This is a genomic window from Halpernia sp. GG3, assembly GCF_052976925.2.
This window is the reverse complement of sequence record NZ_JBRIIR020000014.1, coordinates 303840-327616: the sequence shown is the minus strand read 5'-3', so window position 1 is coordinate 327616 and position 23777 is coordinate 303840. Positions and strand designations below refer to the sequence as shown.

Here is a 23777-nt window from a genome sequence, read left to right as displayed (position 1 = left end):
TTAATAAATTTTTGGATTCCAGTTTGCAGGTCTACTTGGAACTATATCTTTATAGTAATCCTCTAATTCAGCCATTATTTGTTCGTAAGTTTTAGTTTCAAGTTCATGAACAGAAATAACTTTTCCCATGTGAATTTCTTTTCTGCCAAAATCACCTGCACCTAAAACAATGGGAACACGTGACTTCAGAGCCATTAGATAAAATCCTTTTTTCCATTTCTGTACCCAACTTCTGGTCCCTTCAGGCGTTATTACCAAACTAAAATCTTCTTTTTGAAATTGTTGATCTACGAAATTTACAAGATCGTTTCTTTGAGAGCGGTCAATTCCAATGCCGCCTAAGGCTTTCACAATGCCGCCATACCACGCTTTTGTATGCTCATCTTTTATGATCACCTTCAAATTTTTTCCCAAAACCCAATAGGCCAGATTTCCCAAAATATATTCCATATTATCAGTATGAGGTGCCACAACAAGTATACAGCGATTGAGATTTTCAACATCACCATCTAAAACGATTTTCCAGCCTAGAATTTTCAGACCTAATTTTCCGATTAATTTTTTCATTTGTAGATTTTTATTTAACTTTTATTTGCCGGATGGAATATTCCCTCTTTATATTTATTTTCTGAAAATTTTGCTGAATATTATTTAACTATATAAAACTTTTAAAAACAAAAAGTATAACCAACAAGTGGTTATACTACAAATATAAGTATATGAATTTGGTTAAAATAAACTGGTAATGAAATTCACTACCGTAAGAACGAGGTCTAAAACGAGTTGTACCATAGTTTATAAATTTTATTAATTTTGTTAGAATTAACACAACGAAGGTAATAATTTGCAATGAAATACCATCATAAAGTTTTGTTAATTTAAATATTTAGTAAAAGAATCTAAGAGTGAGAAAAGTGAGCGTATAATTTAGCTAAAAAGACCGCTCACTTCCACTCTACCATTCTTAGTTTATTTAGTTTTTATGGTAATTTGACTTTTATTATCGCTCGCACTTACATCAATCTTTACATCTTTGGAATTGGCAGGATTAGTTATCACTTTCTTCACATAACTCTCAGCCTGATCTTTTCCGACCTTCTTGCCGTTGATGATGATTGAATCTGAATCACTGGAAGGTATCCTTATTGAAGTTCCATTGATGTTGATATTTGCTGAGTTATCAGAATCTTCAAAATTATTATTATCTTCATTCTCCTTGTGCGCGTCATCATCCATATTAATTCTGTCACCCACTTTAATAACTTTAAAGTTTTGGGGTACAACTAATTGATAATTAGCATTATAATATCTCATTCTGTCTCTGTAAGAATACATAAAGTAGTTGGGAAGAAGAATTTTATTATCAATAATTTCAACAGGAACTTTCAACTGTATTGCTTGGTTATATCCTCTCGCTTCTCTTTTTATAATTAAATATGGTTGAGCAATATCTTGATGTTTTACTTCTATGTATGGATAATCCTGCTGATAAATGGTTTTCCCATCAGAAAAATAATCCCCAAAATAAGATTTATAATTAGCAGGAATTTCCACTTTTTTTACATCTACTAAAATACTGTCAGATTTTGTATTGATTGCGATATTTTGAGTTTCGTCATTATCGCCCGAATATTTTGTGAACATTTTTGCAGCCGTAAATCCACCTATTAGAAGTAATCCAAACCAAAGGAAAACCAAGGCACCAATCACATATCCAGTGTATCTAAGTTTAGAATTTGGCGCAAATAATTTAATTGAGATCAAGGTAAAAATTATTGCAGGGATTAGCAGTGTTAAAACTAAAATCGTGATCAGGAAGAAATTCGGCATATCATTTCCTAAGAAAAAAGCAATCCCTTCTGGAACATTTACTGCGTCTGAACCGAAATTAATTCCGAAGAACGCAAATGAACCTAATAAAAAGCTGAGTCCTAATATGGCAAAGAATATGGCAAAAAATATGCGCACAATACTTAACAAAACATGACCTACATTATCAATATTCCCTTTTTGAGATTGAAAAGCCTGTCCAATTTTTTGTCCAGATTCATTGGCGAACTGTACTATTTTACCGGATTCTTCTTTGAGATTATCAAAGTTAATTGGTTTCCCTTTCATTTTTAAATAATCTGAAGCCGTTTTTGCCTGTGGAAGGACGATCCAAAGAATGACGTAAAGTAAAACTCCAAAACCTTTTGTTGCAACTAAGAACACAAAGATCAATCTCAACCAAACGGCATCAATTCTAAAATAGTTAGCCAAACCAGCACAAACACCGCCAATTTTTCCATTTTCAGAATCTCTGAATAATTGCTTCTGACCGCTAAAATTTGAAGTTTTTTCCTCTTTTCTCGTTGAACTATTTTCAGAATAATAAGCTTTTTCCTGTTCTTCTATTTTTTCTGGAGCGCCAATTTGAGCCATCACTTTTTCTACATCATCATCATTAATGACTTCTCTTTTACCTAAAGTTTCTTTGAAAATTTCCACCATACGGATTTCAATATCGTGCATTACTTCATCAGCTTCGGTTGCATCTAAAGTATTTCTCAGAGCAGCTAAGTAATCGCTGAGTTTTATATACGCATGTTCTTCAATTGTGAAAGAAAAACCTGCAAGTCCTATTGAGAGTGTCTTATTCATGGTATTAAGTGTTTGAAGTTTGAGTGATTTGATTGACGGAAACTGTTAATTCCGACCAGGTTTTCTGAAGTTCAGCAAGAAACATTATTCCTTTTTCAGTAATCTGGTAATATTTTCTGGGCGGTCCGCCTGTCGATTCTTCCCATCTGTAAGAAAGAAATTCGGCGTTTTTCAGCCGGGTTAGTAAAGGGTAAAGTGTTCCCTCCACTACATCTAGTTGTCCTTTTTTCAGTTCCTCAATTAAATCTGAAACATACATCTCACGATTATTAATGAGGCTTAAAATACAGAACTCTAGAATGCCTTTCCGCATTTGCGCTTTGGTGTTCTCTGTATTCATAATTTGGTTATTATTATTAAATTTTAAAAATTAAATAGACTCTATCTTAATTGTACTATGCAAAGATATGAAATAAAAATAGTATTATGCAATACAAAGTAGTAAATTAATTTTATTATTACTTGTAAAACGTTGATTATTAGACCAATTATTTTTAGATGATATATATATTTGTAGGTTATGTAAAATAAAACATATTAAAATTAGAGAATAAATTTTTAAATTTTCAATAGTATTTAATAATTTTTAAGAATAATATCTCTATTTTTAACTTAATTAATTATTAATTTATTTACATTTGTTCAATAACTTTAAAAATTAATTATCATGTGGAAACTTTATTTTCAAAAAACACTTTTAATGAGTGCTTTAACCTCAGCCGCCGCATTTTCTTACGCACAAGAAACAAAAAAAGATACTTTAAAGACAAATGATGTAGAAGAAGTTCGAATAACAATCGGATCTCGAAACAAAAGTAGAGTCGTAACTGATTCCCCGGTGCCGATTGATGTTTTACTAATGAAAGATCTTTCTGTATCAGCGCCTCAAACGGATTTAACTCAAATTTTAAATTATGTAGCGCCCTCATTTACCTCCAATACAACAACTGTTGCAGATGGAACTGATCACGTAGATCCAGCCCAGTTAAGAGGGCTCGGACCAGACCAAACTTTAATGTTGCTAAACGGAAAGCGTCAACACAGTTCAGCGCTCGTAAACGTTAATGGATCACCAGGGAGAGGTTCGGTAGGTACTGACTTAAATGCTATTCCCGCGTTTGCAGTTGAAAGAATTGAAGTTTTAAGAGATGGTGCTGCAGCACAATACGGCTCAGATGCTATTGCAGGTGTTATAAATTTAGTCATGAAACGTGCAACCAACAATCTCGCTCTTTCACTTTCTGGTGGCGGAAATGCTTCAGAAGGATCAAACGATCACCGTGGCGGTTGGGACGGCACAAAAAGCCAACTTGATGCGAATTATGGAACCAGACTATTTGGAAACAAAGGTTTTATAAATATAACGGGCAGTTTCAATTGGAGAGATTCTACAAGCAGAGCTACTGATTATAACGGTACTATGTTCAATGCTTATAATTCTGTAGAGCGCGTGGCACTAGCTAGTGGAAATAATATAACTTCAATGTTTTCTAATATTAATGCGCTGTCCGGAACACAGCAATCTAATTTATTTAATATTATAAAAACCAGCGCTAACCAAGTAAGCTATTTTACTTCTGCACAGAATACAGCTATACAAAGCGCTTCAACACTTGCAGATATGCAAAATGCCTTAAAATTTGACACTTCTTTAGATGAATTAAAAGCACGTGGTTTGCAAAGAAGAGATTTTAATATGCGTGTGGGACAATCTAGACTATCGAGCACCCAGTTTTTTGTAAATTCAGAATATCCAATTAATGAGAATAATAAATTTTATTTATTCGGAGGTTACAGTAATCGCGATGGTAACGCCGCAGGTTTTTACAGAAGACCAGATCAATCCCGCGCAATAACATCTTTATACCCTAATGGTTTCCTACCGGAAATAGCCTCACGAGTAATTGATTATTCCTTTGCAACTGGTCTTAGAGGAAAAATAATCGGTGTTGATTATGATTTAAGTAATACTTTCGGCGTTAACACTTTTGATTATACAATTAAAAATACAGCAAATGTCACCCTAGGTATCAACTCACCAACTTCATTTGACGCTGGAAGATTAAAATTCCAACAGAATACCACAAATTTAGATTTTGTAAAAAAGGTTGATGTGTTGAATGGATTAAATATCGCCTTCGGCGCAGAAGCCCGATTGGAAAGATATATAATCAAACCTGGTGCAGAAAATTCTTATGCAACCTATAATAGTGATGGAAGCGTTTATGCAGGAACTTCGACACCCAACCTTTCAAGACCAACCGATTTCTTTGGAAATTACAGACCTGGTGGAGCACAAGTTTTCCCCGGTTTTAGAGCGGTTAATCAAGTAAATAATGGCAGAAGATCATTTGCCGGATATCTGGATACTGAATTAGATATTAATAAGTGGCTATTAGTAAGTGGTGCTTTGAGATATGAAAATTACTCGGATTTTGGATCTACTTTCAACTATAAATTTGCCACGAGGGTAAAAGCTACAGATAATTTAAATTTTAGAGGTGCAATCTCTACTGGATTTAGAGCACCATCTTTAGCTCAGATCAATTACAGTTCTACTTCAACTCAGTTTATTGGCGGCACTGCTTTTGAGGTGGGTACTTTTAGAAATGGCGGAATAGTGGCAAATGCTTTAGGAATTCCAAACTTAAAACAAGAAGAATCTAATAATTACAGTTTAGGTACTACTTATAGAGTTCCCAATACCAATCTTACTTTAGCAGTCGATGGTTATTATATTAAAATAAAAGATCGGGTAGTTCTAACCGACGGCTTTACACCTACTACTCCACAACTAGTGGCAGATTTTAATAGTGTAGGTGCGCAAACAGCGACTTTCTTTAGTAATGCAGTCAATACGCAATCTAGAGGCCTTGATGTTGTAATCAGTAATAAATTTAAATACGAAGATTTTACTTTAAATACGACTTTAGCCGGAACAATGAGCAAAACTGAAAGAGTTGGCGATATTAATGGGTCTCCTGTATTAGTTGCAGGTGGACAAATAAATAAATACTATTCTGAAGCCACTAGGATTTATATGGAAGAAGCTGTGCCAAGAGTAAAAGTGAATTTAATGAATATTTTAACAGTAAAAAAATGGGATATTTTCTTGCGCGAAAGTTACTTTGGTAAAGTAACAGACCCAAATACAGCTGATGTGAATGGTGATGGTTATATTGCAAATTCTTTAATCAATGGTCAATTTGTAGAAACCGAACATCCAGTTTGGAAAGCAAAAACTATCACAGATATGTCAGTTACTTACTCTGTAAATTCTAAATTGAAATTAACTGTAGGATCAAATAATATATTTGATATTTATCCAGATCAAAATTTAAAAACTCAAGTTGTTTTTAGACCAGATTCCAATGGTAAATACAGCTATACGAATACAGCGGGGACAAAAGTATTTTTACCAGGACCTGGAGGCACAATTGCAACTATTCCAGGAGATTACAAATCTGGCGCTTCTATAGTCGATCTTTCTAATAATAATCAATTTCAATATTCCAGAAATACTTCACAATTTGGACAAAACGGACGTTACTTATTTTTAAGAGTAAACTATAGTTTTTAAATTTTTAATTTAAATTTAATCCCCGATAAGCTTGGCTTACCGGGGATTTTTATGCATTATTTATTTTCATTTCTTTTTCAAAAATTTCATTCCCTTTGTCTAAGAGACTTTTTCGTCTTGCTCTAACCAACCTTGTTCTTTCATCCACTCATCATTATAAATTTTGGCGACGTAACGCGAACCGTGGTCATGCAAAAGCACAACGATAATATCATCTTTGGTAAACTGATCTTTCATCTGAACCAAAGCAGCCATGGCACTTCCCGCAGAATAACCACAAAAAATCCCTTCTTCTTTGGCTAATTTTCTCGCGTAAATTGCGCCATCTTTATCAGTCACTTTTTCGAAATGATCAATAACGGTCATATCAAAGTTTTCCGGAATAATATCTTCCCCAATGCCTTCTGTGATATAAGAATAAGCTTTACTCAAGTCTAAAATTCCCGTGTCATGGTATTCTTTCAGAATTGAACCGTAAGTATCCACGCCAATCACCTGAATGTTTTTATTTCTTTCTTTAAAAAATTTTCCACAGCCGGTTATCGTGCCTCCAGTTCCAGCGCCCACTAAGAAATGAGTCAATTTTCCCTCGGTTTGATCCCAAATTTCTGGCGCTGTACTTTCATAATGCGCTTGCCGGTTAGATAGATTATCATACTGATTCACGTACCATCCATTTTCAGTTTCTGAAGCCAAACGTTTAGAAACGCTGTAATAAGATCTTGGATCAGTGGGTTTTACGTCTGTTGGACAAACGATAACTTTCGCACCCATTGCGCGCAAAATATCACATTTTTCTTTAGATTGTTTCGCATTCGTTACAAATATGCATTTGTATCCTTTGATGATTGCCACCAAAGCCAGACCCATTCCAGTATTACCGGAAGTGCCTTCAATAATAGTTCCGCCGGGTTTCAAGCGACCGTCTTTTTCAGCATCTTCTACCATTTTCACCGCCATTCTGTCTTTTACAGAATTTCCCGGATTAAAAGTTTCTACTTTTGCCAAAACCAAAGCGGGAAAATCTTCACCTAAAACTTTGTTTAATTTCACCAAAGGTGTATTACCAATAGTTTCTAAAATATTTTTTGCGTATTTCATACTTTATTTTTTTGGAGCAAGACGCTTAATTATTCCTAAAACATTAGTCCTGCTTTCCACTATATTATAAAACCGCTTCTCGGTTTTATAATGCCGTTGCAATCAGGGCTAGTAATAGGTTTGTCGTCTTTTCCGACTGCAAATTTACGAAAAAAAGAAGAATTCCCTTAATGTGAAAAAATGATTTTTAGCCGAATAAATACATTGTTAAAATATTAAACTACTAAATTTTTTCCAGTTCTATTTATATTTGATTGCTTTTACAGGAGAAATTTTACTGATAAGGAAACTCGGTAAAATTAGTGACAGTGCAGAAACCACAAGAATTCCGGCAGATATTAGAAAAGTATAGAGCGGATTTAAATCTACAGGGACAACACTTACGTAATAATTTTCTGGATTTAAAGTAATCAATCCAAAATATTTTTGAAGTAGAAGCAAGCCGATACCGATTATATTACCGATTATAATACCCGGAACCATGATCAGTAAAGTATAGTTTATAAATATGGAGCGAATTTGTCCGTTTGTAGTGCCTAAAGTTTTCAAAATCCCGATAGAATTGGTTCGTTCAATAATTAAAATTAAAAGAACCATTATTATATTTATGACCACCACGATTAACATTATGGCAATAATTAATGCAATATTAACATCGAATATATTAATCCATTCCAGAATCTCGGGATATTTATCAGTTGCTTTTTCAGCATAATTTTTTAAACCAACTAGTTTTTCAACTTTAGGGAAAACCTCATCAATATTGTTAATATTTTTTAAGAAAATATCCATTCCACCAATATCATTTGGTCCCATTTCTTGAATTTTTCTTACTTGATTGATACCTCCAATAATGAACAGATCATCAATCATTTTTATATCGGTTTTGTAAATACCAACAACTTCAAATTTGCGATAAATAGGATTCTTGTTTTCTTTTGAAAAAATCGCTACGATACTGTCATTCACTTTCAAATGCAAATCATTTGCTATTCTCTGCGAAATAGCAATTTCATTACTAAAGCCTACTTCTGTGATTTTTGGCGAAACACCTGCAGTCAGAAATTTCTTAAATCGTTCTGCATCAAAATCTTTCCCGACACCTTTAAAAATAATACCAGCAAAATTATCTTTATTCCTGAGAATTCCACTAACAGTAGCGTATTTCTGAATGCTTTCAACCTCAGGGATTTCTTTTATTTTATCCGGATAGAAATTTTTCTGCTCAATTATTGTAGAATTATAGGAAGAATTTGAGCGTGTAGATTTAATGGAAATGTGCCCGCTAAAATCTGATAATTTTTCTTTGATGGCTTTTTTTGAACCCAAACCAGTAGAAACGGTAATTAAAGAAACTATGATTCCTAAAGCCACAGAAAGCCTGCCAATAAAGACAATCACCCGTGAAAGATTATTTTTATTATCTTTGGAAAACGCGATTTTTTTAGAAAAATATAATGGAAATTTCAATAAAATGAATTTAAAACTCAAAATTAAAGCTTTACTTCTGATTTGCCTAATTTATTTTGGCTTCTCTTCATTCTTTTGTGCCCAAAATTCAGATAAAACCATTTTTAAAACGGGCGCTGATCAACCCGAACTTTACCTTCCACTTTTAAAAAATAAAAATGTAGCCGTTCTCACAAACCAAACAGGTTTAATGCACGACAGAACTTTCTTAGTCGATTTTTTACTTAAAAATAAAATTAACATTAAAAGAATTTTTGCGCCAGAGCATGGTTTTCGGGGTGACGCAGATGCAGGAGAACATGTGAAAAATGGCTTAGATTCAAAAACGGGAATTCCAATTATTTCACTTTATGGTGATAATAAAAAACCAAAACCGGAACAATTAAAAGATATAGATATCGTAGTTTTTGACATTCAAGATGTGGGCGTGAGATTTTATACTTACATTTCTACTTTAAGTTATTTAATGGAAGCAGCCGCGGAAAACAATTTAGAAGTAATAGTTTTAGACCGACCAAACCCGAATGATGGTTTTATTGATGGTCCAGTTCTCAAACCAGAATATTCTAGTTTTGTGGGATTGCACCAGATTCCGGTGGTTTACGGTTTAACAATTGGCGAATATGGAAAAATGGTAAATGGCGAACATTGGCTAAAAAACGGTGTTCAAGCAAAATACACTTTGATTCCGATGCAAAATTATCACAAAAAACAACGCTATGAATTTTCTGAAAAACCCTCACCGAATTTACCTAATGCTCAATCAATCAATCTTTATCCTTCGCTTTGTTTTTTTGAAGGTACGCAAGTTTCTGTCGGTCGCGGCACAGATTTGCCTTTTCAGATATTCGGCAGTCCGTGGACGAAAAATTTCCCATATCAATTTATACCAAAACCAAGTTCGGGCGCAAAAGATCCGTTTCTAAACGGACAAATTTGCTACGGTGAAAACCTTTCAAATAAAAATTTAGCTTTAAGAGAAATTAATTTAAAATGGCTAATTAAATCTTATTCAGATTATAAAAATCCAACGCAAGACTTTTTCTTAAAAAATTTATTTTTCGATAAATTGGCTGGAACCGATAAACTTAGAAAGCAAATTATTGCAAAAATCCCAGAAGTTGAAATTAGAAAATCTTGGCAAAAAGATTTAACAAAATTTCAGAAAATAAGAGAAAAATATATAATTTATAAGGATTAAAGTATCAGTGAAACTCATTAATCAAACTCATCAAAAGTATCATTTTTTTTGGTGCGATGCATGTACCACATTGCAATCGTGAGACCTATAACGCCTGCACCAGCTGTCATTAGAGCACGTGGGATTTTGTCTGGATACGTACTTCCAACATAATTCATAAAAAATAAAATAATGAACGTTAAAAGTGCGACTAATAAATATCTTTTACTTTTTATATCCATTTATTTTAATTTATACGCAATCATTATTCCACCGCGATATGGAATCCATTCTCCACTTTTATTCCATTTATTTGCGCCATCATATCTTACAACAACATTAGGTGCTATAGTTTCGTAACCATGATAAAAACCCTGAGAATTTCCACCGCCAATATAAAGATCTATATTCCAATTCTCTTTCCATTTCATTTGATAACCAACCGTTGCGCCAGCCATTATGTTAAAACCCCGTTGATATTGATTGGTCCCGATATAATTATATTTCTGGATATCATAAATGGCAGACCCAATATTACCTCCTACATACCAGTGTTTAAAAGCTTCGTTAAAATAATACCGCCCTTCTAAATGTCCCATAAAAACCTGCGCGTGGCTTCCCGCAAATGATTTCCAAGGCGAAATCAAAAAATCTGCTTGTGCGGTGTAATGTGTACTAAGTTGATATTCTAAACCAGCGTTTAAAATGCCAATCGGTAAAAATAACGCATTGCCTTTTACATATAAAGCCTTTTGCTTCTGTGCAAAAAAAGATAGTGTAAAAAAAAGCAAAGTTAAACCTAAGAATTTTTTCAAAGTTATTTATTTAAATCGGTTAATAATGCAGCTGATAAACTTGAATCGTCACCAGATTGCGCTGAGATATCGGCAGACATTTTCGCGAAAGACTTTGCTTTTTGAAGGTCTCCTGTTTTTTGGTAGAGTTTGGCCAAAATATATGTGTTTTCGGGATTCTCGCCTTTCATAACAGATTTTTCTGCCCACATTTTTGCTTCATTAAGTGATGTCACATCTGTTACATTTTGACTAAAAATCCACGCAGCTTGATCCAACTCCTTTCCGGAAAAATTATCAGGATTTTTATAATACTGCAATGCTGCTTTTTCATACGAAGCAATGTCGCCAGTTTGCGGGAAGAGTGAAATTTTCAATCGATTTAGGGCTTTTCCTGCCTCTAATTTCCCGACAATTGGTATTGCATTTTTAAAATATTGTTCTTCATCGATTTTACCTGTAGACTGATCCACAGACGCCTCCAAAACTTCCGAAAGTTTTATTTGCTGATCAAATTGCGTATAAGTTTCCAGGGGAATAGATTTTAAAATCTGATCTTTACTATTTGAAAAAACTTTATAAAGGGGATCTTTGGTAGATTTGATAAAATACAAAATATAAGAAACCTCATTTTTGGTTAATTCTTTACCATTCTTTACGTCAAAGTATCGCTCCGCAGCTTTCTTAGCAAAGGGATAATCGGAATTGGCATTATTTTTAATGATCGTTTCTAAAAATTGGGGATCTTTGTTACCTTTTTCAAATAGACTTTTAGGAGATTCAACAGCATTCATTGGATTTCCTACTTCTTTACCTAAAGCTAAAAAATCCTCTTGGCCCATATAGCCTAAGGCTTTTTGAATGATTTCACCATCGCCATTTATGAACAATAAACTTGGGTAGGAACGGATCATATATTTTTGCGCAAGAGCAGGCCCTTCCCCTTTTTCCATATCAATATGCGTATTGATAAATGTTTTATTGTAAAATTCTTTGACATCAGTTTGCGGAAAGACATTTTTTTCAAGCAATTTGCAGGGTCCACACCATGAGGCGTAAGCGTCCAGAAAAATTAATTTTTTTTCAGCTTTTGCTTGGGATAAAAGTTCGGCGAAAGGTTTTTGTGAGAAATTGATAGATTCTTGTGAAAAGATCTGTACAGAAAGTAATAGGAAAAATATATATTTTATTTTATTCATTTAAATATTTTAATTCACAAAGTTAAAAATTAATTCGGGTTACCGGACTTTGTTTATTATAATTAATGTTAAAAAAAAATATTTAATAAACGATATTACGTAATAAACAAAACGGACACTTTGCTTAAATAAGTACGATTTATAACACTAAATAGTTTGCATTAAAATAAGCGAATAAGAATCTTTTAAATCAAAATTCCCCACATTAACAATGCAGGGAAATTATATTTAAACTAAATTTTGTGGTTCCTCCAGGGTTCGAACCAGGGACACATGGATTTTCAGTCCATTGCTCTACCAACTGAGCTAAGGAACCATTACTTTGTTGTTTAAAGTGGTGCAAAAATAAAAACTTTTACACTAAGTGCCAAATGATTTACGATATTTTTACAAAAAAAACCCAAACCTACTGATTTTCAGTTTCAATATTATCTTGTTCCCTTCTGTAATACTCGCTCATTTCTTCTAAAACGGGCTTAATAGTACTTTCTGGCAAATCACTAATTCTAATATACATCAATCCATCAATCGCATCATTAAAAGTAGGATCTACATTAAATGCAATTACTTTTGCATTTTGCTTAATGTATTTTTTAATTAAAACTGGAAGCCGCATTTCTGGCTCCAGATCATCGATTATTTTATCCAATTTATTAAGGTCTGAATCCATTTCTTCAAAAAACAAGTTTTTATCTCGCTCTTTCAGGTGAACTTTAAATTCGTTTTTAGGATGCACGTATTGCGCAACGGCAGCATCGTAATAATGGGAACGCATAAATTCTATCATCAATGATTTAGAAAATTCCGAGAATTTATCACTAATCGTAACGCCCCCCATTAAAAATTTATGCTCAGGATTTCTAAGACAAACATGTACAATACCACGCCACAAAAGGAAAAGTGGCAAAGGTTTTCGTTGGTATTCTTTGGAAATATAAGCTCTTCCCATCTCAATCACTTTCCTAAAAAATGGCTGAAGTTCCAAATCAAACTCAAACAAAGAACTCGTGTAAAAACCATCTACCCCATATTTCTTCATGATCTCACTTCCCAGACCCATTCTATAAGCGCCCACTAATCTTTTTGCGGAACTGTCCCACAAAAATAAATGATGGTAATATTGGTCATATTTATCCAAATCAAATGGCAGATTAGTTCCTTCACCGATATTTCTAAATGTTAACTCTCTTTGTCTGCCTATTTCCCTCATTATAAAAGGAATATCTTCATATTTAGCAAAATACATCTCATAATTGCCGTTGCTAAAAAGCATTTTATCTTTCTCTTTCACCAATTTAATATCGTCCATTAAATCTTGAACAGGAGTTTCGTCAATAATATTTTGGATGATATTCGCAGACTTGAGAATCGGAAATTTTAACGCTAGATTCGGTATTTTTAGTAATTCAGGTAGACTTTTGCGCTTATCATAATAAGATTTTAGCCGATAAACTTTGTTCCGTAAAAATTGTCCCAGTTCGTCAATACTTTCATATTCTTCCAAAATTTTTATACTCGCCGGCTTTCCAATTCTTATACGTATTGGTTTCTCTCTTTTGTTCATCATTTCTGCAGGTAATAAAAGGGTCTGCAAATTAGGATGTATTTTTGAAACCTTATAAAATATACGGCTATTTTTAGCATGGAAATACATAGGAACAACAGGAACTTTCGCGCGCTTAATTAATTTTAAAGAAGTGTTTTCCCATTTTTTATCTAAAATCTCACCATATTCATTATTAGTATTGGAAACTTCCCCAGCGGGAAAAATTCCTAAACAACCACCTTTTTGTAAATGTTCTAGTGCCCCGCGCATTCCCGTAGAACTGTTATAAGCATCTTTTCGCTTTTCGAAGGGGTTTACAGAAATTACATAAGGCTGCATCGGTTGTATTTTTTCCAAAAGAAAATTCCCCATCACCTTAAAATCCGGTCGGATGTCCATGATTATTTTTAGCATTAAAACACCATCAATTGCACCCAGAGGATGATTACTGACCACAATAAAAGGACCCTCCTTAGGAATCTTTGCCAAATCTTCAGCAAAAACGATGTATTTCAAATTTCGATATTCAACCCAACCATCAAAAAATGCTTTGCCTCGCAGATGCTTAAGTGAATCATACATCGCATTTACCTGATTAATCTTGGTTAATTTCATAATTGCGGCGGCAACTGGATTTTTGAGAAATCCAATTTTATGCAGACCTGCTGCAGAAATAATATCCTGTTTAGAAATTAAGCTCATGATTAGTTTTTGTTTAGCAAGTTACCATTTGTACAGTTTGTTTGGAAATCTGTTCCAAAAGGACTTTCTTACCGTTGTAAAATTTTTCTATATTTTTTAGATCTGCGTTTCTAATGGTAAATAAAGAAACGTTGCTTGTAATTTCGGTATTAAATAGAAAATAAAGTTCGTCATTTAGCAAATTTATGTTTTTAAATTTATCTTCTAAACACATTGCTAAAGAGATGGCAGAATTCTGCATCAAGGAAATTTTGATATTATATTTCGCCAGAAGTGAAAAAATTAAACTTAAATGCTCTTCTACGATAAAAGAAAAATCCTTCGTAGAAACATTTATTAGCAATTGATCTTCTTTTAAAATATAAGTTTCTTTGTATTCATTTTCGTCACTGTTGCTTACTTTGGTTCCTGCATTCTTCGGATCTATAAAAGACTTTACATAAAAAGGAATATTTTTTTGTTTTAAAGGTTGCAAAGTTTTAGGATGAATAATTGAAGCTCCATAATAAGCCATTTCGATTGCTTCTTCATAAGAAATTTCAGACAAAAGAGTGACATTTTCAAATTTTCTGGGATCGCCGGTCATCACGCCAGGAACGTCTTTCCAAATCGTCAGATGATCTGCATTAAGACAATAGGCGAAAATAGCAGCAGAATAATCAGAACCTTCTCGGCCAAGAGTTACAGTGAAATTATTTTCATCTGAACCTATAAATCCTTGCGTTACAAAACATTCAGAAGTATTTAGATTTTTTATATTCTTCTCAGTCTCGTCCCAGTTTACCTGTCCCTCGCGGTACTGAAAATCTGTTTTAATATAATCCCTAGCATCCAGCCAATTATTTTTAAAATTAACATCATTTAAATATTGACTTAATATTTTAGATGAAATCATTTCACCACAACTAACAACTTGATCATAAACAAAACTGTAATTCGGCGATTTATTCCGGCGTAAAAAGGAATTGATATCATCAAAAAACACAGCAATTTCAGCGAAAACCGGGTGATTTTTAGAAAATAATTCTGTGGTAATTTTAAGATGATTTATTTTAATATTTTCAACTTCAACTTCATAATTTTTCTTTTCAAAATAGTTTTTTACCACCTTTTCTAGGGCATTTGTTGTTTTCCCCATAGCAGAAACAACAATAAGACAATTGGAAAAATGCTCAGTTCCTAGAACTACAGCTACATTTTTTATACTTTCTGCATCTTTTACGGAAGCGCCACCAAATTTAAAAATTTTCATTTAATTATTTATGAATCAAATTATTACAATATAAATACACTATAATACCAAGTATTTAACCTTCAAAAATATCGATTTAAAATGAGATACTAAAACTATCTTTTCCAGATTCCGCCTCCAAAACTAATGTCTTATTTTTAGACGATAAACTTCTCTGAAATACCTTTAATCTAAAAAAGTTTTCTCAAATTTGTGAACAACTAAAAAATGCAAATATGTCCGAGCAATCCTTTCAAACTTTAGGTGAATTTCTTATCGAGAAACAAGACGATTTTAAATATTCTAGCGGGGAACTTTCCCGTTTATTAAGTGCCATTCGTCTCGCTTCAAAAGTAGTCAACCGAGAAGTAAATAAAGCAGGAATTGCAGAAATTATCGGACAAGCTGGAAACCAAAATATACAAGGAGAAGATCAGCAAAAATTGGATGTTTTAGCAAACGAAATCTTTATAGAAGCACTTTCTCAAAGAGAAGTTGTTTGCGGAATAGCTTCAGAAGAAAACGATGAATTTTTAGAAATAAAATGTGGTAACAATGCACATCTTAGCAAATATGTCGTCTTAATTGATCCTTTAGATGGTTCTACAAATATAGATGTTAACGTCTCTGTTGGAACAATTTTTTCAATTTATCGGCGCGTTTCAGAACCTGGACAACCCGTTGAATTACGAGATTTCCTTCAAAAAGGTGTGAATCAAGTTGCCGCAGGTTATGTTGTTTATGGTTCTTCTACCATGATTGTTTACACCACTGGAAATGGTGTGAATGGCTTTACATTAGATCCATCAATTGGTACTTTCTATTTATCTCATCCAAATATGACCTTCAGCAAAACCGGAAAAATTTATTCTATTAACGAAGGCAATTATATCAAATTCCCACAAGGCGTAAAAGATTACATCAAATTTTGTCAGGAAGAAGAAGGAGACCGTCCATATACTTCAAGATATATCGGTTCCTTGGTTTCAGATTTCCATAGAAATATGATCAAAGGCGGCATTTATATTTATCCTTCCACTTCGCAATCGCCAAACGGAAAATTAAGACTTTTATACGAATGTAATCCGATGGCATTTTTAGCAGAACAAGCCGGCGGAAAATGTAGCGACGGATTTCAACGCGTTTTAGAAATCGAACCAACCGAATTACACCAAAGAGTGCCCTTTTTCTGCGGAAGTTCTACCATGGTAGAAAAAGCAGAAGAATTCATGCGAAATGCAGATAATTCTTAATTTTTAGGAGCAAGAAAATTTTCGCGATTTTTCAAATTTTGTCCCGCTTTCCATTGCAATCTTTTTTGCGCTCGCTTCGCTCGCGCAAAAAAGGATTTTCATTTCAATCGGGGCTAGAATTTCAGGTAGTTTTTCTTTTTACCAAAAGCAAGTTATGAGCAATTGGATGAAAAAAGAAGTATCGGAATTTGCATGCATAAAGTTGCGTATTTGTAATAATTTTTTATAAATAAATGATAAAATACTAACTATAATCCCTTATTGCAATGAAAATGAATTTGTGAGTTTTGAAAACTTGCGTATATTTGAGAGTTAGCTGTGATATTATGACGACACTCATAACAAGAAAGGAAATCGTAAAGACAAAGAGAATTATTGGCTCTGAACTGACTAAAATGCAGAAAGCGTTTTACGATGAAGAGATATTGCAATATTACAAGGACGACAACGAAGAACATTTGTATTGGGAACAATTTGACTGCATAAAGAATGAAGAAATTGACTATTCGACTTTTAATAAAATTATAGGTTTAGACCATTCAGACATTGACACTTTCACAGATACATTAACAGAAAAGCTAACCGAGTTATTTAAGACATTAAACGTCAAAGACTTCATAATAATTTCTCACTTGAAAATGGACTTTTTTGGAAACAGAGACAACAAATTCAAGCCATTAAAAAAAGCATACAAGACACTTGAAGAAATTGTTGGCGACAAGACATTTAGTGAAGCATTCCAAATTGACATTTACAGTTTGTCAGACTTTATTGAAATTCTCTTTTGGACAACTCGTTGCGACCCAAGTGTGGCAGAATATATTTTCTTATTTGACAAAGACGAACAAATTCAGTTTCATTTATGCAAATACGGAAATCTACACTTGACGGAATACAATAACGAACGGCTAACCGAAAACAAAATAAAAGAACTCGGTTGGTCAATTATTGAAGGACAGGAATTTGATAACTTTACTGAAAGCGGTAAAATTGAAGGACGAAAAATTAAGCTATGAATAGAAATACCACTGCTAACAGGCGTTTGGCAAAAAAGCGGGTTCAGTGCTTAATTGAAGCTTTGTGCTTCGTATCAAGTTTAGTGCTGGCAGACAGTTTAGTGCTTCGAAATCCGCTTCTTCGCAAAGCCCCAAAACGTTATCTGCAATATTTCCAAAAATCCCGCTAGTAAATGAAAGTAAAATTTTTACCAATAACGATATCATTATTTTTATTCTATGGATGTCGTTTTGGAAAAACGGAATGGACAGTTGATAAATTATTTGTTCAGAAAATTGAAGGAAGTTCAAAAGTAATATATAATTTTAGCGCTTGGGGCGGACTTGACTCAAATCCAAATGGTTTTATTATTTTAGATTCTACAGAAACGTTTGAAGTTGTAGTGAAAAGTATTCTTCCAATTTATCAATTATCAGAAATCCCAAATAAAATGAGTATAGAAGGAATAACACATGATTGTTACGGAACGTGCGGTGAACCTTACTATAAAAGTATCCCAATTTTCAAACCAATGAAAATTGAATCATCAGATTTTAGTGGAATAAAATTAACGACACTTATTTATCAATATAAAGGATATTCTGAAAGTTCAAACGGAGGAAGATACCAATTTGACAAATTTAAAGAAACAAAGGACAGTATCTATTTTTATAACCTAAATGATGTTGAAAGTTTGGAAGAAAATCATTTGGATGAATTAAAAGTCAAAAAAGGAGAAATATATTTATATCAAAACGAAAGAAAAGAAATTATAAAAATGATTGCAAAGGAAGTCCAACTAAATCCTAAAACAAAATCTATTGAAAAAATTTCTGATTATATTTTAACACCCAAATACAAGACAGAAAATAACCAGTTATCCGAACGTGGAATATTTAGGGAAGCCAAAATCCCTAAATAATACTGCAGATAACAGCGGTTTTGCAATAGTGCGGGATTTTCGCAAGTTTAAAGATTTTAGATCTTTTGAAGATTTGTTTATTATAGAAAGATTTGTCATATTAATCCGCACCATCGCAAAGCCGCAAAACGTTACCTGCTATTTTGAGACGACTTTCATTGAAAAGAGTGATTAAATTTTAAAACATCTAAATATGGGTTATTCAATTTCAGCAAGAATGTATTTTGGTCCCGATCATCTTGCTTCAGCTGCTTACTTCGCACGTCAGGCAAAGTCAAACCAAATTTTGAAGAAAGAACGAGAGTTACGTTACAATGTTATTACTGCAATTATTATGTCTGCTTTTTCGTTAGAGGCTATGATAAATGAATTGATAATTGATGCTGTTGATAATGCCAAAGGTGGTGCAGCATCTAATCTTTCATCTGAATATTTATCAATATTGTCTAAGCAGAAAAAATCTTTCACTAAAGATCCTACACTGTTAAAGTTAAATAGGGTTCTTTCTCTTCTTGAACTTCCTTGTTTTAATTTTGACGTAAAAAAACCTCCTTATGAACCAATTGTTGATTTGTTTAATTTGAGGAATAGATTAGTCCATTATGAACCCACAAATGAAGTTATAGCATCTACAATATTAGATAACCCTGAGGAACTTCATGAATTAGAAAAGTTGTTTGCTAAGAGATTTTCTTTAAATCCTATGTATGACCCAGCAATGGTTCCGGAAGGAACCCGTTCAACTTGGACGCAAAAACTTTTTGGACATGGTGCTGCTCAATGGGCTGTTCAAACTGCAATTTCCTTTTATGAAGATTATAATAAAAGACTTAATTTACCACCTCCATTTCTTGGACTTGAAATTAATCTATTGACCAGTTGAAAAATGGGTTAAAAACAGCAGGTAACAGCCGTTTGGCTAGATTGGAGTTTTAGGCTTAATTTAAAGTTGGTTTTGTATTTGGGAATATTTGGCAAATCCGAAAATAGGGCTTAATTTAGTCCCAAACTGCTCTTAGCCGCAGAACATTGTGTGTAATGAAAAAAAAAACGTAATAACATCAAAACTCAGTTTTAAATGAAAGCTCATAATTATAAAGTAAAAGTTGAATGGAGTGGAAACGAAGGAAACGGAACTTTGAACTACAAATCCTACAACCGAAATCACGAAATCTCATCTGACGGAAAATATGACGGAATAAATGGATCGTCCGACCCATCTTTTTTGGGCGACAAAACCAAATATAATCCAGAAGACTTATTTATTTCATCAATTTCTGCGTGTCATATGCTCTGGTATTTACATTTATGTTCTGTAAATAAAATAGTTGTTACCGAATATATTGACAACGCAACTGGAATTTTGGAGGAAACGGAAAATGGTAGCGGAAAATTTATAGAAGTGACTTTAAACCCAAGAGTGAAGATCACAAATGCGGACTTGATAAAAAAAGCAAACGAATTACATTTGGAGGCTAATAAAATGTGCTTTATTGCAAATTCCTGTAATTTTAAAATTGGACATAAACCTAAAACGACAGCGGAAAGCACTACACACAAAATCGTATTGGCAATAGGCGGGGTTTAGTCATCGAAAAAAAATTCTCGTTAGTTTGAAGTTTATTCCCGATGTCGCGGATTTGCAATCCGTGACTATTAAGTAAAAATAGTTGAGAAATTAGAAACGGTAAACTTTCTTAAAAAACATTAATTTGCTAATTTTACAGAAATAATCTTCATTAATGACCGCCACTTTTAAAAAATACATTCTCAATTTCAAAAATCCAAGTGGAACTTCGCGTGGTGTTTTAAATACCAAAGAAACTTTTTTTCTGGAAATTCTTGACGGCAATAAAAAAGGAATTGGCGAATGTGCTTTATTTCGGGGCTTAAGTTTCGATGATGTTTCAGATTATGAAGAAAAAATGCAATGGTTGTGCGAGAATATTAATGAAAATCCTGAAATTTTAAAACAGGAATTACAAAATTATCCTTCTATTTGGTTCGGTCATGAGCAAGCGATTTTAAACTTACATCTTCCCAAAAATATTTATTTCCCAAGTGAATTTACCGAAAATAGGGCTTAATTTAGTCCCAAACTGCTCTTAGCCGCAGAACGTTGTGTGTAATGAAAAAAAAATCGTAATAACATCAAAACTCAGTTTTAAATGAAAGCTCATAATTATAAAGTAAAAGTTGAATGGAGTGGAAACGAAGGAAACGGAACTTTGAACTACAAATCCTACAACCGAAATCACGAAATCTCATCTGACGGAAAATATGACGGAATAAATGGATCGTCCGACCCATCTTTTTTGGGCGACAAAACCAAATATAATCCAGAAGACTTATTTATTTCATCAATTTCTGCGTGTCATATGCTCTGGTATTTACATTTATGTTCTGTAAATAAAATAGTTGTTACCGAATATATTGACAACGCAACTGGAATTTTGGAGGAAACGGAAAATGGTAGCGGAAAATTTATAGAAGTGACTTTAAACCCAAGAGTGAAGATCACAAATGCGGACTTGATAAAAAAAGCAAACGAATTACATTTGGAGGCTAATAAAATGTGCTTTATTGCAAATTCCTGTAATTTTAAAATTGGACATAAACCTAAAACGACAGCGGAAAGCACTACACACAAAATCGTATTGGCAATAGGCGGGGTTTAGTCATCGAAAAAAAATTCTCGCTAGTTTGAAGTTTATTCCCGATGTCGCGGATTTGCAATCCGTGACTATTAAGTAAAAATAGTTGAGAAATTAGAAACGGTAAACTTTCTTAAAAAACATTAATTTGCTAATTTTACAGAAATAATCTTCATTAATGACCGCCACTTTTAAAAAATACATTCTCAATTTCAAAAATCCAAGCGGAACTTCGCGTGGTGTTTTAAATACCAAAGAAACTTTTTTTCTAGAAATCTTTGACGGCGACAAAAAAGGAAGTGGCGAATGCCCACTTTTCCGAGGTTTGAGTTTTGATGATGTTCCAGATTATGAAGAAAAACTAAATTGGCTTTGCAATAATATTAATGAAAATACCGACGTTTTAAAGCAGGAATTACAAGATTATCCTTCTATTTGGTTTGGTTACGAACAGGCGATTTTAAATTTAAATCTTCCGGAAAGTATTTATTTCTCAAGTGATTTTACCGAAGGAAAATCTTATATAAAAATCAACGGATTAATTTGGATGGGAAATGCGGATTTTATGCAAAGCCAAATTGAAGAAAAATTATCCCAAGGTTTTGATTGCATTAAACTAAAAATTGGCGTCAATTGGACATCTGAAAAAGAAATCATCAGAGAATTACGTGCAAAATTTCCTGAAGATCAATTAGAAATTCGCGTTGATGCAAATGGTGGATTTTCTTTTGAAGAGGCGAAAATTGTTTTGCAAGAATTAGCAGAATTAAAGATTCATTCTATTGAACAGCCAATAAAAGCGATTTCAAAAGACACAAGAACTAAGAGCCAAGAGCCAAGAAATTCAACGGATTGCTTCGTTCCCCGCAATGACATGGCAAAACTTTGCGCTGAAACGCCTACGCCAATTGCGTTAGATGAAGAATTAATCGGCGTTATAAATTTTGAAGAAAAAAAAGTACTTTTAGAACAAATAAAACCGCAATATATTATTTTAAAACCAGCCTTAGTTGGTGGTTTTTCTGGTACTGACGAATGGATTTCATTAGCAGAAAATATGAGAATCGGTTGGTGGATCACTTCAGCTTTAGAAAGCAATATCGGTTTAAATGCAATTGCACAATATACTTTTACAAAAAACTCAAAAATGCCGCAAGGTTTAGGGACGGGCGGACTTTTCACCAATAATTTTCCTTCAGTTTTAGATTTAAAAGGTGATCGACTTTCTTTTAAAATTTAATGTTATCATTTTTGTAAAGTAAAACGGTAGGACAAGCTGAAGCACATATTTACTTTTCTTAAAAATGAAAGTTTTGCTTCTATATTATAAAAATCATAATTGTTAAAGATGTGGTTACGGTTTATTAAATTTTGACGTAAAAACTTTAAATAATTGGGGAAATTAGACTTTTTTGATAACGTTGCATGTAAGCCAGAAAAATAGTCCATTGTTTTCACAGAATCACTTATTTGGGAAAAAGCATACGCATTCACCGAAACATACTTGTAATAATTCATTCTCATTTTGGTGGAAGTACTATTTGGATGTTGCCTAAAATAAACAAAAGACTGATTAAGGTATTTAATTTTCCCAAGGTCTAAAAGTACAAGTGTAAGAACGTAATCAAAATACAAGTCTTTTTTATCTTTTATTTTTGACAACTTTTGCTTGATCAAAGGTATTTGATTAGCACGAATCAAAATGGTATGTCCAGCCACAATATTTCTCAATGCCAACTCAATAGAGGAGGAATAATAAGTTTTTATTTTATCAGCCTGTCTTTTATTTGTGTAACTAGATTTAATGTTGTTCTCATCGTACAAAAGATAAGAATTTGAAAAGTTCATTAATACGTTTTCGTCATCTTGCACCAAATCAGCCAATTGAAGTTCGATTTTAGTTTTCACCCAGATATCATCTTGATCAGAAAAAAACAGATACTCAGATTTTACATAATTCAAGCCAGAAAGGAAATTATTAAAATAGCCTAAGTTTTTTTCATTTTGATGAAACTCAATTCTCTTATCTGAGAGTGACATTTTTTTTATAATTTCAACGGTACGATCAGCGGAAATATCATCGACAATAATTAATCTAAAATTGGTATGAGTTTGATCCAGAATGGATTGTATTTGCTGCTCAATAAAATCTTCACCATTATAGGTACACATTAAAATATCAACTACCATTTTCTTAATTTTACATCAACTATTTGTGTTGATTCAGATTTTATTTTCATAGGATTCTTTTTGGATTACAGATTCTGTTTAATTTCTAACGTTTTTTTAAAGCAAAATGAAATTCATTCCCTCCTTGAAAACAAGATTAAAATTATTATTCAAAATAGGAATGCCTTAACAAAAACTTCTGAAGTTTCCCAGTCTATTATCCTCACTCAATTATTCGCATGCAAAAATAAAATAAATTGTTATAATAGGAAATAATTAATAATTTAATAAATCTATTTTTAATATTGAAAAATGTGTATCGAAAATTAGTAGGTAA

Annotated in this window: 20 protein-coding genes, 1 tRNA gene and 1 pseudogene; 10 read left to right on the top strand and 12 right to left on the bottom strand. The window is 32.9% G+C overall.

The genetic code is table 11. The features are described from left to right. From ACVBED_RS08905 to ACVBED_RS08895, 3 genes are all read right to left on the bottom strand, one after another. A complete protein-coding gene (locus ACVBED_RS08905; protein WP_447121522.1) occupies positions 1 to 567 on the bottom strand; it encodes a 1-acyl-sn-glycerol-3-phosphate acyltransferase in 567 nt (188 codons plus the stop codon). A 402-nt stretch (positions 568 to 969) separates the two neighbouring features. After that, positions 970 to 2643 (bottom strand): PspC domain-containing protein, encoded by a 1674-nt coding sequence (locus ACVBED_RS08900; protein ID WP_447121521.1) that lies wholly within the window; start codon positions 2641 to 2643, stop codon positions 970 to 972. Positions 2644 to 2647: 4 nt separating this feature from the next. After that, on the bottom strand, positions 2648 to 2983 hold the full coding sequence (locus tag ACVBED_RS08895; RefSeq protein WP_447121520.1) for a PadR family transcriptional regulator: 336 nt from the start codon (positions 2981 to 2983) through the stop codon (positions 2648 to 2650). Between the two features lie 360 nt (positions 2984 to 3343). Here ACVBED_RS08895 and ACVBED_RS08890 point away from each other — a divergent pair, with 360 nt between their 5' ends. Beyond that, positions 3344 to 6223: a TonB-dependent receptor plug domain-containing protein gene (locus ACVBED_RS08890; protein WP_447121519.1), complete on the top strand. Its 2880-nt coding sequence runs from the start codon at positions 3344 to 3346 to the stop codon at positions 6221 to 6223. Positions 6224 to 6322: 99 nt separating this feature from the next. Here ACVBED_RS08890 and ACVBED_RS08885 read toward each other — a convergent pair whose 3' ends face one another. Beyond that, a complete protein-coding gene (locus tag ACVBED_RS08885) occupies positions 6323 to 7324 on the bottom strand; it encodes a PLP-dependent cysteine synthase family protein (protein ID WP_447121518.1) in 1002 nt (333 codons plus the stop codon). A gap of 240 nt (positions 7325 to 7564) precedes the next feature. Continuing rightward, positions 7565 to 8794, bottom strand: a complete 1230-nt coding sequence (locus tag ACVBED_RS08880) for an ABC transporter permease (RefSeq protein ID WP_447121517.1) — start codon at positions 8792 to 8794, stop codon at positions 7565 to 7567. Between the two features lie 4 nt (positions 8795 to 8798). Between ACVBED_RS08880 and ACVBED_RS08875 the strand changes: the two genes are divergently transcribed. Next, complete coding sequence (locus ACVBED_RS08875; RefSeq protein ID WP_473094879.1) at positions 8799 to 9995, top strand: exo-beta-N-acetylmuramidase NamZ family protein; 1197 nt, start codon at positions 8799 to 8801, stop codon at positions 9993 to 9995. 17 nt (positions 9996 to 10012) lie between these two features. On the opposite strand, the gene ACVBED_RS08870 is transcribed toward ACVBED_RS08875, so the two are convergent. The 6 genes from ACVBED_RS08870 to ACVBED_RS08845 all read right to left on the bottom strand — a co-directional run bounded on the left by ACVBED_RS08870 (position 10013) and on the right by ACVBED_RS08845 (position 15467). Continuing rightward, on the bottom strand, positions 10013 to 10216 hold the full coding sequence (locus ACVBED_RS08870; protein WP_447121516.1) for a hypothetical protein: 204 nt from the start codon (positions 10214 to 10216) through the stop codon (positions 10013 to 10015). Next, the gene (locus ACVBED_RS08865) at positions 10217 to 10789 is read right to left on the bottom strand and encodes a DUF3575 domain-containing protein (RefSeq protein WP_447121515.1); all 573 of its coding nucleotides are present in this window, start codon (positions 10787 to 10789) and stop codon (positions 10217 to 10219) included. A gap of 2 nt (positions 10790 to 10791) precedes the next feature. Beyond that, positions 10792 to 11967: a thioredoxin family protein gene (locus ACVBED_RS08860; RefSeq protein ID WP_447121514.1), complete on the bottom strand. Its 1176-nt coding sequence runs from the start codon at positions 11965 to 11967 to the stop codon at positions 10792 to 10794. Positions 11968 to 12210: 243 nt separating this feature from the next. Further along, positions 12211 to 12283, bottom strand: a tRNA-Phe gene (locus ACVBED_RS08855). A 90-nt stretch (positions 12284 to 12373) separates the two neighbouring features. After that, the gene (locus ACVBED_RS08850) at positions 12374 to 14215 is read right to left on the bottom strand and encodes a lysophospholipid acyltransferase family protein (protein ID WP_447121513.1); all 1842 of its coding nucleotides are present in this window, start codon (positions 14213 to 14215) and stop codon (positions 12374 to 12376) included. A 13-nt stretch (positions 14216 to 14228) separates the two neighbouring features. Next, complete coding sequence (locus ACVBED_RS08845) at positions 14229 to 15467, bottom strand: aspartate kinase (protein ID WP_447121512.1); 1239 nt, start codon at positions 15465 to 15467, stop codon at positions 14229 to 14231. 215 nt (positions 15468 to 15682) lie between these two features. Here ACVBED_RS08845 and fbp point away from each other — a divergent pair, with 215 nt between their 5' ends. The 8 genes and pseudogenes from fbp to ACVBED_RS08805 all read left to right on the top strand — a co-directional run bounded on the left by fbp (position 15683) and on the right by ACVBED_RS08805 (position 22511). Beyond that, the gene (gene fbp, locus ACVBED_RS08840; protein WP_447121511.1) at positions 15683 to 16699 is read left to right on the top strand and encodes a class 1 fructose-bisphosphatase; all 1017 of its coding nucleotides are present in this window, start codon (positions 15683 to 15685) and stop codon (positions 16697 to 16699) included. A 326-nt stretch (positions 16700 to 17025) separates the two neighbouring features. Further along, the gene (locus tag ACVBED_RS08835) at positions 17026 to 17715 is read left to right on the top strand and encodes a hypothetical protein (protein WP_447119731.1); all 690 of its coding nucleotides are present in this window, start codon (positions 17026 to 17028) and stop codon (positions 17713 to 17715) included. Between the two features lie 173 nt (positions 17716 to 17888). Further along, positions 17889 to 18617, top strand: a complete 729-nt coding sequence (locus ACVBED_RS08830; RefSeq protein WP_447121510.1) for a hypothetical protein — start codon at positions 17889 to 17891, stop codon at positions 18615 to 18617. Between the two features lie 193 nt (positions 18618 to 18810). Then, positions 18811 to 19500: a hypothetical protein gene (locus ACVBED_RS08825; protein ID WP_473094878.1), complete on the top strand. Its 690-nt coding sequence runs from the start codon at positions 18811 to 18813 to the stop codon at positions 19498 to 19500. 195 nt (positions 19501 to 19695) lie between these two features. Further along, positions 19696 to 20205 carry an OsmC family protein gene (locus ACVBED_RS08820; protein WP_447121507.1) on the top strand — a complete coding sequence of 170 codons (510 nt, stop codon included), beginning with the start codon at positions 19696 to 19698 and terminating at the stop codon, positions 20203 to 20205. Positions 20206 to 20359: 154 nt separating this feature from the next. Continuing rightward, positions 20360 to 20698: pseudogene (locus tag ACVBED_RS08815) on the top strand (o-succinylbenzoate synthase); the annotation flags it as partial. Between the two features lie 87 nt (positions 20699 to 20785). Beyond that, on the top strand, positions 20786 to 21295 hold the full coding sequence (locus tag ACVBED_RS08810; protein WP_447121507.1) for an OsmC family protein: 510 nt from the start codon (positions 20786 to 20788) through the stop codon (positions 21293 to 21295). A 154-nt stretch (positions 21296 to 21449) separates the two neighbouring features. Continuing rightward, positions 21450 to 22511 carry an o-succinylbenzoate synthase gene (locus tag ACVBED_RS08805; protein WP_447121506.1) on the top strand — a complete coding sequence of 354 codons (1062 nt, stop codon included), beginning with the start codon at positions 21450 to 21452 and terminating at the stop codon, positions 22509 to 22511. Positions 22512 to 22516: 5 nt separating this feature from the next. Here ACVBED_RS08805 and ACVBED_RS08800 read toward each other — a convergent pair whose 3' ends face one another. After that, positions 22517 to 23461: a glycosyltransferase gene (locus ACVBED_RS08800; RefSeq protein WP_473094877.1), complete on the bottom strand. Its 945-nt coding sequence runs from the start codon at positions 23459 to 23461 to the stop codon at positions 22517 to 22519. Positions 23462 to 23777: the final 316 nt, after the last annotated feature.